Annotated in this window: 12 protein-coding genes; 9 read left to right on the top strand and 3 right to left on the bottom strand. The window is 34.3% G+C overall.

Features of this window, described 5'->3' with window-relative positions; genetic code table 11:
- Both J6D32_RS03390 and J6D32_RS03385 read right to left on the bottom strand, forming a co-directional pair.
- A partial coding sequence (locus tag J6D32_RS03390) for a beta-galactosidase (protein ID WP_287467279.1) occupies positions 1–219 on the bottom strand: 219 nt, incomplete at its 3' end.
- A 207-nt stretch (positions 220–426) separates the two neighbouring features.
- The gene (locus J6D32_RS03385) at positions 427–2,394 is read right to left on the bottom strand and encodes a glycosyl hydrolase 53 family protein (RefSeq protein WP_287467278.1); all 1,968 of its coding nucleotides are present in this window, start codon (positions 2,392–2,394) and stop codon (positions 427–429) included.
- 217 nt (positions 2,395–2,611) lie between these two features.
- Between J6D32_RS03385 and J6D32_RS03380 the strand changes: the two genes are divergently transcribed.
- From J6D32_RS03380 to J6D32_RS03360, 5 genes are all read left to right on the top strand, one after another.
- Positions 2,612–3,379: a DeoR/GlpR family DNA-binding transcription regulator gene (locus J6D32_RS03380; RefSeq protein ID WP_009607640.1), complete on the top strand. Its 768-nt coding sequence runs from the start codon at positions 2,612–2,614 to the stop codon at positions 3,377–3,379.
- A 10-nt stretch (positions 3,380–3,389) separates the two neighbouring features.
- Positions 3,390–4,181 carry an HAD family hydrolase gene (locus J6D32_RS03375; protein ID WP_006783283.1) on the top strand — a complete coding sequence of 264 codons (792 nt, stop codon included), beginning with the start codon at positions 3,390–3,392 and terminating at the stop codon, positions 4,179–4,181.
- Between the two features lie 126 nt (positions 4,182–4,307).
- Positions 4,308–5,600, top strand: a complete 1,293-nt coding sequence (locus J6D32_RS03370) for a biotin/lipoyl-binding protein (RefSeq protein ID WP_009607634.1) — start codon at positions 4,308–4,310, stop codon at positions 5,598–5,600.
- Positions 5,593–6,279, top strand: a complete 687-nt coding sequence (locus J6D32_RS03365; protein ID WP_009607635.1) for an ABC transporter ATP-binding protein — start codon at positions 5,593–5,595, stop codon at positions 6,277–6,279. Before J6D32_RS03370 ends, J6D32_RS03365 begins: the two co-directional genes overlap by 8 nt.
- Complete coding sequence (locus J6D32_RS03360) at positions 6,276–7,493, top strand: ABC transporter permease (protein WP_155235604.1); 1,218 nt, start codon at positions 6,276–6,278, stop codon at positions 7,491–7,493. The genes J6D32_RS03365 and J6D32_RS03360 overlap by 4 nt, the downstream gene beginning before the upstream one ends.
- A gap of 33 nt (positions 7,494–7,526) precedes the next feature.
- Here the strand turns inward: J6D32_RS03360 and J6D32_RS03355 are convergent, their stop codons facing one another.
- A complete protein-coding gene (locus J6D32_RS03355; RefSeq protein WP_006783279.1) occupies positions 7,527–8,027 on the bottom strand; it encodes a hypothetical protein in 501 nt (166 codons plus the stop codon).
- A gap of 291 nt (positions 8,028–8,318) precedes the next feature.
- On the opposite strand from J6D32_RS03355, the gene J6D32_RS03350 reads away from it, so the two are divergent.
- From J6D32_RS03350 to J6D32_RS03335, 4 genes are all read left to right on the top strand, one after another.
- Complete coding sequence (locus tag J6D32_RS03350; protein WP_006783278.1) at positions 8,319–8,540, top strand: DUF2164 domain-containing protein; 222 nt, start codon at positions 8,319–8,321, stop codon at positions 8,538–8,540.
- Between the two features lie 273 nt (positions 8,541–8,813).
- Positions 8,814–9,032, top strand: coding sequence for a DUF1653 domain-containing protein (locus tag J6D32_RS03345; protein ID WP_055163793.1), 219 nt, complete (start codon positions 8,814–8,816; stop codon positions 9,030–9,032).
- 242 nt (positions 9,033–9,274) lie between these two features.
- The gene (locus J6D32_RS03340; protein WP_006784162.1) at positions 9,275–9,973 is read left to right on the top strand and encodes a YoaK family protein; all 699 of its coding nucleotides are present in this window, start codon (positions 9,275–9,277) and stop codon (positions 9,971–9,973) included.
- 95 nt (positions 9,974–10,068) lie between these two features.
- Positions 10,069–10,950, top strand: coding sequence for an ABC transporter ATP-binding protein (locus J6D32_RS03335; protein WP_006784161.1), 882 nt, complete (start codon positions 10,069–10,071; stop codon positions 10,948–10,950).
- Position 10,951 lies beyond the last annotated feature (1 nt).

The following is a 10,951-nucleotide window of genomic DNA, read 5'->3' as shown; positions in this document are numbered from 1 at the left end:
TAAACGATCAATGACATTAGCCATCCAATCGAAGTTATAAACACCTTCAACTGGCTCTAGCATTGCCCAAGAGAACATCCCGATACTAACGACATTACAGTTCGCTTCTTTCATTAATTCAATATCTTTAGCTAAGATATCAGGACGATCTAACCATTGTTCTGGATTATAATCTGCTCCGTGTAAAAAGTCCCCAAAACTAAATTTTAAAGTTTCCATTTTAATTTCCCCTCACTAAAAATTTAACTTATATAACAAGATATTAACAGATAACCATATTAAATTATAGTAAAAATTAATAAAAAAATATAAAAAAATAAACCGTTTTCTAAATACCTGTTTTTATATAGCAAAATAGATGTTCTTATGACGAAAAGTGCGAATTTCTGTTGTCGAAAAGAGGAAAAATCATTTTAGTTATAGAATTTATTTTTTCTTTTTTAATTGAACGAAAATCGTCCCTAAAACAGCAAGAATTAAAACGATACCGCCAATCACAATTGGAATAATTCCTGATGATGTTTCAAGCGATAACTCAATCGTTGTTGTTTCACTTGGGAGGACATCAACTGCTGTAATGACGGACTTGAATCCAGATTTACTTACTTTTACTTCTGAAGTTTTTGAAGATTCTACATTTGTTAAGAAGAAGCGTCCATACTTGTCAGTTGAGCGAGTGACTTTCTCTTTTCCAACGGTTAGGATAACGGTCGCATCCGTTAAAATATTACCTTCTTCATCATAGACAATACCTGAAATCATCCCTTCTGTACTTCCTTCAGATGTATCCTTAAATGATTTTAGAGCAGGCAGTGCTTTTCCTTCAAAATCAAATAAAGTCGTGTTTGAAACAACGTTGTTTAAAGCCATGTCCTGGCTTCCATCTTCTGCGGCACCGCGAATCATTGCCCAGCCAACACCCTCATGATTAATCATCACTGGGTCCCAGTATAAATCTCCAATCACCCAGTTATTTTCAATGTTTCGAATTCCATTAAATAATTCATCTAAAAATTCTTTTTGTCCTTGTGGTGAGGCATCATGACTTTCAGGTCCATTTGTAATTAATTGTCCTGGTTTTTTATCGGCCGTAACAGGGTACCATTTATATCCTGTCTCCATAATCACAATTTTCTTTTGATACTTTTCACCGAGCATCTCAAACCAAGGCATCACATCTTCAACCGTTACCTCTGACCAAAATGGGTAGTATGATGAACCAATAATATCATAGTTCACCCCATATTTTTCACACTCATCAAAGAAATAAAAATAGCGATCGTCATCTCCTGCCTCGTCTAAGTGGAGAATGACTTGTGTATTTGTCGAGACTTCTTTAACAGCTTTATAGCCGGCATTTAGAAAGCGCGCTAGATTTTGAAAATTCACAACATTCCCATACGGATATAAAATTCCATATTGCATCTCATTTCCAAGTGAAATATATTCAGGCGTCGTCCCTTGATCCGCTAACGCTTGCATCACTTCTTTTGTATAGTCATAAACTAACGTCTCTAATTTATCAACCGCTTCTTTATCTGACATTCCTTCAATCGCTTCACGCCAATCGGCAGGAATTTCTTGATTTGCAGCATTTGGCCACCAGTCACTGTAATTTAATGTCACTTCAATTGCCATACCAACGTCTTTTGCACGCTTTGCACTTTTTAATAAATCTTCAGTATTTTGATACCCATCTGGTAGATAGTATCTAGGACTTGATTGTGATAAAAAATCACGTCCGACATTATTATGAGTACGGAGCCTGGCGAAGTTAAATCCATTCTCAGCTAAAATATGAAAAACATCCCGTGCATTTCCATCTTCATCAAAGTATTCTCCTCCGAGATCTTCAATAAAGTTAACCATTGTCAGGTCTCCGCCTTTTAACATGCGATACTCAGTATCCTTTTTCTGTAGGGATACCTCATCATAGTTTGACCAAGTGCCTGGTAGACCATTTGAGTAAATTCCAATGGTTGCTTCATTATTTAAAACTTCAAAATCTAATATAACTTTAATAAAGTCATCAGAGACAGGAATGCTTGTTCGTGCACCATTATTGGCGTAAACATAGTGTTCTTCTTGACCACCACTACTTGAAGAATAAAGTTCTAAACGATAAAATCCATTTTCAAGTCCAGTGATTGTTTGTTCGGTGCGAACTTCATAATCCTGATTTGAGAAATAATTTAGACTTGATGAGTCGTTGTATCCCCATGCGTTGCTAATACTAGCAGCCGTAGAATCCCCCTCGATTTGCCAGTTGTTCAAAGCATCATTGAAGCTTGAATTGCTAACTAAATCATTTTCTGCTAAGGCTGTTATACCAAAAATAGATGTACTACAGATTGCAGCTAGCATTACTTTTTTACTCTTATTTAGTAAGTACACTTGATTTCCCCCTCTTACATTTTAAAAACGCTATCATCTTTAATTTACCATATATAGCTAAGTTTATCTACTAAAATAAATTCGTAATATTACTAAATAAATAGGTTGATATTATTAAATTTATTTTCAATATTGGGACTTGTATCAACAGATAAGATATTTTATAATAATAATCGATAATAAATGATATGAAATGGGAATGAAAGCGGGTGAGATAGTGTTTTTACAAGAGCGATTAGATAAAATTGAGGAACTATTATTGATTGAGGGAAAAGTTTTAGTTCGAGATTTAAGTGAACAATTTAAGGTTTCAGAAAGCATGATTCGAAAAGATTTGCAAATGCTTGAAAAACAGGGGCGTTTAAAGCGAACATACGGAGGTGCTATTAGCATCCGTCCACTCGTTCACGATCAGGGAGTTAATACTCGAATGCATCATGATTTAGATAAAAAAGAGCTAATTGCTAAACGTGCGATTCCATTTATTAATGAAGGAGAAGTTATTTTTTTAGATATTTCAAGTACAAACTTTGCTCTCGCTAAACAATTATCTAAATTAAATAAACGTTTAACGATTGTGACAAATATGATTGAAATCCCCCCTTTATTTTCAGCTAACATATTTGTTGAAGTTATTATGGTTGGTGGTCAATATAATGCGACACTTGGTGGGATGATTGGGGCCCTTGCCAATGAGCAAATTGCGATGTGTAAATTCGATAAAAGCTTTATCGGTGTTGGTGGAATTAATGTTGATGAGAACTTTATTAGCAATTTTAATGCGGAAGAATCGATAACGAAGAAAACCATTATTAAATCATCTAAGGAAGTTTTCGTCCTAATAGAAAATGAAAAGTTTAACCGTGATGGATCTTATCAATTTGCGACGTTACAAGATATTACGCATCTCATGACGGATGCTAAGTTAGAAGGGCGTATTAAAGAAAAATTAGAACAAACAGGTCTTAACATTAGCTGTGAATAGGAGAGGGATTATGATTAAATTTATTGCGACTGATATGGATGGGACTTTATTAAATAGTCAAAATGAAATTCACCCATCATTTTATGAAACATTTAAAAAGTTAAAGGAAAAAGATATTATTTTTGCGATTGCAAGTGGACGCCAATACTATAACCTAGCCAAACGTTTTGAAGAATTAAAGGATGATTTAATGTTTATCGCAGAGAATGGAACGTTTGTGATGTATAAAGGTGAAGAGGTATTAATTAACGCTTTAGACAAACAAGTCGCCAAAGAATTAATTGAAGTGGGACGTCAAATTGATAATGCTTATATTATTGTCTGCGGAAAAAAGGCAGCCTATATTGAGAATACAGATGAAAGATTTGTGGAACAAGTTCAAAAATATTATGAAAGTCGTCAAGTCGTGAAGAGTTTTGATGAAGTGGACGATGATATTTTAAAAGTAACGATTTGCGACTTCTCAGGCTCAGAAAAAAATGCGTATCCATATTATAAAGATTATTATGAAACCCAACAGGTGTCGGTATCGGGCGAAATCTGGTTAGATATTACTGCTAAAGGTGCTAATAAAGGATATGCGATTGAACACGTTAAAAAATTATTTAAGTTAGAGCATGAACAAACGGCTGCCTTTGGGGATTACTTGAATGATTTAGAGATGATGCAAAGTGTTTACCATAGTTTTGCGATGGCAAATGCTCACGAACAGTTAAAACAAGTTTCAAGATTCATGGCGAAAAGTAATGATGAGAATGGTGTTGTCGAAAAGATTGAAGAATTACTTTCAATGATGGAATAAGTTAAAATCCTCTAGTTAAGCAATGATAGGTGGCATTGCGACTAGAGGATTATTTTGTTAAGATAAAGGTACAAAAAAAGTAAGAATTACTTTCGAAGTTAATTAGAGAATAAAGTGGAGGTTATGATGGTGAAGAAGAAAAAAATCGTTATTGGGGTGGGAGCTAGTCTTCTTACACTCATGCTAATAGTAGGCGTTATGAAATTTAATTCGCAACCAGAAGTGGAACCGCAAATGCAATTTCAAAATACATATGTTGTTCCAAATCAAAAGAAAGTTATTTTATCAGGAAGTGTGATTCCATCACAATATACGACGTTCACAAAGGATGTGACGAAAGGTGAAGAAATGACGATTAATGTGAGTCATGGAGATTCAGTTCAAGTTGGTGATGTGTTAATCACTTATCATAATGCTGAAATCACGAGTCAAATTAATGATTTAAATGAACAGATTGCGACATTGAATGCTAAGAAAGCAAAATTATCGAGTGAAGGGACACCTGCAGCAAAGTCGGTGAATAAACAAATTAAATCGATTGAGGACCAAAAGTCAAAATTACAACAAGAAACTAAATCTCAAGTGAATCAGATTTTAAAGAAACTTGATGAATTAGTAAAACAAAAAAATGAGTTAAACCCAGATGATGAGAATGATGCCGCATTAGTGGCAGACCTTGACGCTCAAATTGAAAGCTGCTATGTTCAAAAGAATGAATTAGAATATAATTTACCCGGACAAGTAGCAGAATTTGATACACAGATTAGTGATTTAAGAAGTCAGCTAAGCGATGAAGATCAAGAAACATTTAATAGTTTAGACGAGCAAATTAACACGCTAGTTAAAGAAAAAACAAAACTTGAAGAAAAAGAATATATCAAAGAAGTTGCTCCATTTAGTGGTGTTGTTTCACTTGTTGAAGATTCAAGTTCAGAAAATCCAGTTGTTTTAAAGTTAAAGAGCCCTGATTTTTATGTCACAGCATCAGTTGGAGAAAAGGATTATGCGAAGATCAGTGTTGGAATGGAAGCTGAGACCTTATTAATTGCGACGAATAAAACGGTGAGTGGCAAAATTACCTTTATTGATGAAGATCCACTTCAAGCGACAAATACTTCAGGTACTTCAACATCATCGACGTATCTTGTAAAAGTTAGTTTAGATGATCAATCTGAACTCGTGAATGGGTATCAAGCTCAAGTTTCTATCAAATTAGCCGATCAATTAATTAGTATTCCAACCGAGGCGATTGTAGTTGAGGGTGATAGTCATTATGTTTATGTAGAAAATGGGGGAGAGTTTGCCAAACAAAAGATTGAGGTTGCAGGAGAAGAACAAGGTTATACAAAAGTTAAATCTGGATTAAAAGAGAAGGATGAGATTTTAATCAACCCAAGTGAAGGTGAAACTAGTGAGTAATTTAATTGAATTAAGAAATATTCAAAAGTATTATGATGTGGGAAAAGATAAGCTACATGTTTTAAAGTCAGTGAATTTGAACATTGAAACAGGTGATTTTGTTGTCATTATGGGGAAATCAGGAGGTGGGAAATCGACGTTATTAAATGTCCTTGGTCTTTTAGATCGATTTGAGGAAGGTGAGTATATCTTTGATGGTAAAGATGTCACGCATTTAACTGAAGTTGAACGATCTCATTTTAGAAATCGAAATATTGGATTTATCTTTCAACAGTTTCATTTAATTGGAACGTTAACAATTGGACAAAATATCGAATTACCGCTTCAGTATGACAACAGACTTGGAAAAAAAGAGCGACTTGAAAGAGTAAAACACCAACTTCAAATGGTCGGCCTTTTAGAAAAAATAAATCAGTATCCACATGAATTATCGGGGGGACAGCAACAACGTATTTCGATTGCTCGTGCCCTAATTAATGAACCACAACTAATTTTTGCAGATGAACCAACAGGGGCTTTAGATACAAATACAAGTAATGAAATTATGAACATTTTATATAATTTAAATCAAGCAGGAAAAACAATCGTCATGGTGACACATGACCCTGATTTAGTGAAGTATGCCTCTAAAGTCATTTACCTGCGTGATGGGGTATTCAAAGAAGAGGTGATGTCATGAATTTAATTAATATTATTCAAGGAGCTTTGATTAATATTAAGGCGAATAAAGTCCGCGTATTCTTGACGATGATTGGAATTATTATTGGGATTAGTTCTGTTGTTGTTATTTTAGCAATTGGTGATGGGGTAAAGGCCTACTTTGCTGAGACGACATCTGAACTTGGGGGAAATAAAATTGAAGTCAGTTTTTATCCGAATAATTATGACGATTTGGCAACGATAAAGCCAATCACAGATGATGATATCCTTATGATTGAAGAAATTAAAGGTGTTAGCAAAGCTGAAATTAATAAAGATTTTTATGGAGAATCTTCTTCAGATAGTTCTCCTACTTACCTATCAGGATCGGCTAGTATCTTTGGACAAAGTACATCGATTTTTGCCGAAGCATATGAAAATTATCCAGAGCCAGAACTTGCGGCAGGAAGATATTTTGAGAGTAGTGATGTTTTAAATGATGTTATCGTCATAACTTATCAAAATGCATTAAGTTTATTTAGCAGTCCAGAAGAGGCTATTGGAGTCGCGATCGATATAAATTCAACCATGTATGAGATTATCGGAGTACAAGCTAAACCAGCTAGTATCTTCGATTGGAGTTATGATTTAGTTCAACAGGCTTCACTTGATCGAACCCCTGTTACTTTAGTGGATGAGGCAGAGTTTGCGCCTAGAAGTGCCTATATCTATATCGAAAATGGTTTTGACTACGATGCCGTGATCAGTGAGGTTATTAAGTCACTTGAAGAAGCGCATGAAGGAATTAATGGAAGCTATGAATCTTGGAATCCAGGTGATATGGTTAAAGAAATGAATGAGATGATTTCAGCGATTACCCTGTTTATTGCTTTTATTTCGGCGATTTCATTACTTGTAGGTGGAATTGGTGTCATGAATATCATGTACGTTTCGGTAACAGAACGTAGACGAGAAATTGGAATTCGTCGTGCCATTGGAGCAACTCCAAATTCTATTCTGTTACAATTTCTATTTGAAGCAATGTTTGTGACATTAATCGGTGGGATTATCGGGATTTTAACTGGTTTTGTATTATCTCAGATCGTTGGATTATTCTTACCATTTACTCCAATTTTATCACTATCTGCCTTTGTTGGGGCTTCTTCAACTTCGATTATTATCGGAATTATATTTGGAATTGTTCCAGCCCGTAAAGCTGCAAATTTAGAACCAATTAAAGCAATTTATAACTAGATATAAAAAATCAACCAGCTACTGGTTGATTTTTTATTTGATGTGTGTTCGGAAATATTGGAAGACATAACAGAGAAAACAAAATTCAATGACTTGTAATCCCATGAGTAACGCAAAAAATCCTGAGAAGAAACAAGTGAGAATATATAAGATAAGCCCAACGATTGCTATGATTAAGTAAACTTGTTGGTATGTTTGAATATCGAGCGATTCAGTTTCATCAGCTGCTGCTTTTATAATCAGGTAGAAGATAAAAAATTGAATGAGTAGTAGAGCGATAATCAGTATATAAGCGTATGTAGAGTTGTTTCCAATTAAATTATAAAATCCTTGTTGTAACAGTTCAAAGCAGGCTAGTCCGATACAGAGATATTTAGACAGTTCAAGACCTTTATTTTGTTTATGTTGAGTCAAGAGATGGGTTCCAGTCACGATTAATAAGTAACCTGCTATGTTAACAAGCCATCCAACCAATGGTAGATTAAGATAAATGAAGACCATTCCAATTAAAATAAAAGTATAGGCTTTTTTCATTGTACTGACCCTCCTTTGTTAATGATAGTGTATTCTTATGCTAATTGATAGTTGTCAGTTATCGTGACTTTTATACCGATTATCGGCGAATTCTTTATGATTTTTACCTTCTTTATAAACTTGAGCTTTAGAGGGGAGCAAAGGCCCTGTCAAAAGTAGAACTGGTAATTGATGAATACTTTATGATATAAATAGAATAAGAAAGTTGAAGATTTAAGATGAAATGATTTAAAAGGATAAGGTTGATTGGGTATATACTATTGGTTAGAGTGTGATAAGGGAGGTTTTTTTATGAAGGACTGTATAAGTAAGAAACAAAAAGAGGAAATGATTTCAAAGCTTCAAACCTATTTTTTAAAAGAACGTGATGAGGAGTTAGGACACTTATCGGCAGAATTAATGCTCGATTTTTTGATTGATACAATGGGGCCACATTTTTATAATAAAGGGTTAGAAGATGCGCAGCGATATATGATCGAACGCGTAGATGAATTACTAGATTTACAAAAGTGAATCCCCTAGACTAAGAAGCGTTAGCTCTTAGCAATCCTCAATAGCTAGGGCTTCATAGCCCCATCCTAGAGAAGCTATGTATCCACAATAGAGGGGCAATAAAAAATGAAGGCCTGAAATGATATTAAAGAAAAATGAATGTAGTTTTTAAAAATTCTTTACGACTAGGGGAGTTTCTCGTTTATAAGTAGTTGTAGGGTCAGGTATTCGATGGTTTATGAATAAGTTTGCTGAAAAATTATTAGAAATATAAATGTATTAGGAGGCATAGAGATGTCACAGACAATTCAATTAGGAAAGTATAGACATTTTAAAGGGCAGGAGTATGAAGTATTAGCTATTGCTAAACATTCAGAAACTCTTGAAGAAATGGTTGTGTATAAAGCCTTATATGGTGAATTTGGTACTTGGGTACGTCCGGCTAGTATGTGGACTGAGACTATTACAAGGGATGGTCAAACGTTTAAACGATTTGAAAAGATAGAAGAATAAGAATAAAAAGAGGAGACTTTGTTAAAAGTCATCCTCTTTTTTGTTATTGAAAACGTGTTCTGAGAAAATTGATGTATATTGTCTCATAACTTATATATATAAGTCCAGTTAAAAGTTTTTCACACTTGAAAAACTTTTAACTGGACTATAGTGACGCCTAAGGATCAAAAAGACTTCAATATTGAGACTCATTTATAATAGTGAAATACATTTCTGTTTGTATATAGGTAGGAGGGGGATTTATGAATCAGGAAGTAAAAATGCATGAAACAATGCGAGTTGGAATTTTATTAGCTTTTGTTGGAGGTTTTTTGGATGTGTATACTTATTTATTAAGAGGGGGCGTTTTTGCTAATGCTCAGACAGGGAACATGGTTTTATTGACCTTACAAATTTCTCAGGGACATTTTGTTCAGGCTCTTTATTATCTTGTCCCAATTATTGCTTTTTTTATGGGAGCAGTTGTAACAGAAATTGTAAAGAAGCATGATTATTGGCATGAATATGTTTTAGTGATTGAGATTATTCTGTTATTTGGCGTTGGCTTATATCCGTTAAGTTATCCTCCAATCATTGTTAATTCAATGGTATCTTTTATTTGTGCGATGCAAATTAGTAGTTTTAAGAAACTTCATGGTTTTGCTTATGCGACAACGGTTTGTACGGGGAATCTTCGTTCGGCAGCGGAAAATTTGACAGCTTACTGTTTGCACCATCATCAAGAATCTAAAATAAAATGTTTGAGTTATATCATTATTATTGGTTCTTTTTGTTTTGGTGCTATTATGGGTTCAACTTTGATTAGTTATTTAAGTATTTATGCAGTCTGGATTTGTAGTGGTGTTTTAAGTCTTGTGTTAGTAATCTTAATCAAAGACAATTTGGCTGATTTTTTGATGATTAATAATTTTTTTAAAAGTGAGAAGATAGAGTCTAAATGACTGTGATAAGGTTGACCAGTCTATTTAAGGAGGATATAATTTCCTTAGGAATAAAAGGCAATTAAGAAGGTGATTTTTATCAGGAGGGGAAGAACATGAGTGTCATTGAAATTAATCAATTAACGAAAGATTACGGGGGAGGACGTGGGATCTTCAATGTGTCATTATCAGTATCTAAGGGGGAGGTCTTTGGTTTTTTAGGACCAAATGGAGCTGGTAAATCGACGACTATTCGTCACTTAATGGGTTTTATTCATGGTAATTCAGGGAGTTGTAAAATTAATGGATTAGACTGTATGGAAGATCGATCACGTATTCAAAAAAAGTTGGGGTACCTTCCGGGTGAAATTGCTTTTATGGATGATATGACAGGAATCGCCTTTATTAAATTTGCGGCTAGTGTACGGGGAATGAAAGATTTAAGCCGAGCCTATGAATTAATGGAAATGTTTGAACTTAATGCGAGTGGAAAAATTAAAAAGATGTCTAAAGGAATGAAACAAAAAGTTGGGATTGTTTGTGCTTTTATGCATGATCCAGAAATTTTAATTTTAGATGAACCGACGAGTGGCCTAGACCCTCTTATGCAAAATCGTTTTATTGAACTTATTTTGTCAGAGAAAGAAAGAGGGAAAACAATTTTTATGTCATCACATATTTTTGAAGAAATAGAAAGAACATGTGATCGAACGGCAATGATTAAAGATGGACATCTGATTGCGGTTGAGGATGTGAATTCAATTAAGGCATCAAAGCATAAATCCTATGTCTTAACATTTGCAACAGAAGAAGAGGCTAGCAGATTCACAACTGACGTGACAGATGCAAAGCTTATCTCGCCTATAAAAGTTAAGGTTCATTATCAGGGGACGCTACCTCCATTTTTAAAACTCATCTCAGAGTATAAAATTATGGACTTAGATACAACAACACCAACACTAGAAGAATTGTTTTTACATTTTTATGGGAGGGGATAGA

This window comes from Turicibacter sp., assembly GCF_017941855.1.
Lineage (GTDB): Bacteria > Bacillota_I > Bacilli_A > MOL361 > Turicibacteraceae > Turicibacter > Turicibacter sanguinis.
Note: the sequence above shows the minus strand (reverse complement) of the source record. Positions and strands in the feature narration are given on the sequence as shown.

Coding starts and splice junctions, on each gene's coding strand:
- J6D32_RS03345 (WP_055163793.1), top strand. CDS start 8,814: ATGTCACAGACAATTCAATTAGGAAAGTATAGACATTTTAAAGGGCAG.
- J6D32_RS03360 (WP_155235604.1), top strand. CDS start 6,276: ATGAATTTAATTAATATTATTCAAGGAGCTTTGATTAATATTAAGGCG.
- J6D32_RS03375 (WP_006783283.1), top strand. CDS start 3,390: ATGATTAAATTTATTGCGACTGATATGGATGGGACTTTATTAAATAGT.
- J6D32_RS03355 (WP_006783279.1), bottom strand. CDS start 8,027: ATGAAAAAAGCCTATACTTTTATTTTAATTGGAATGGTCTTCATTTAT.
- J6D32_RS03335 (WP_006784161.1), top strand. CDS start 10,069: ATGAGTGTCATTGAAATTAATCAATTAACGAAAGATTACGGGGGAGGA.
- J6D32_RS03370 (WP_009607634.1), top strand. CDS start 4,308: ATGGTGAAGAAGAAAAAAATCGTTATTGGGGTGGGAGCTAGTCTTCTT.
- J6D32_RS03350 (WP_006783278.1), top strand. CDS start 8,319: ATGAAGGACTGTATAAGTAAGAAACAAAAAGAGGAAATGATTTCAAAG.
- J6D32_RS03340 (WP_006784162.1), top strand. CDS start 9,275: ATGAATCAGGAAGTAAAAATGCATGAAACAATGCGAGTTGGAATTTTA.